The sequence below is a fragment of the Microbacterium sp. ER1 genome (assembly GCF_023383675.1).
Classification (GTDB): domain Bacteria; phylum Actinomycetota; class Actinomycetes; order Actinomycetales; family Microbacteriaceae; genus Microbacterium.
In genome coordinates, this window is the sequence record NZ_QCXO01000056.1 from 1 (window position 1) to 264 (window position 264).

A 264-nucleotide genomic window follows, 5' to 3' on the forward strand; every position below is an offset into this window, starting at 1 on the left:
GGCGCGCACTGCCCTGCGGGGTGATGGCGAACGTGGAGGAGCCGGCCCGGAGGGCAGCTTGGCGCTCGATCAGCCCGTCGCGTTCGAGCGCCGCCAGGGCCGGGTAGATCTGCCCGAAGCTCTCCGCCCAGAACTGCCCGAGGGCATCCCGGATCTGCTCCCGCAGGGCGTAGCCCGTCATCGGGGCGATGCTGAGGCCGCCGAGGACGGCCATCTGGGTTTGGTCTGAGGGTGCCACAACGTCTCACTTTCTATCTAGTAGAG

1 protein-coding gene is annotated in these 264 nt (G+C 68.6%); it reads right to left on the reverse strand.

Going from position 1 to position 264, the window contains the following annotated elements; all coding sequences use genetic code 11:
* Positions 1-214: PadR family transcriptional regulator (locus tag BV453_RS01745; protein WP_249520724.1), on the reverse strand; the 214-nt coding region annotated here is incomplete at its 3' end.
* Between the last annotated feature and the right edge of the window lie 50 nt (positions 215-264).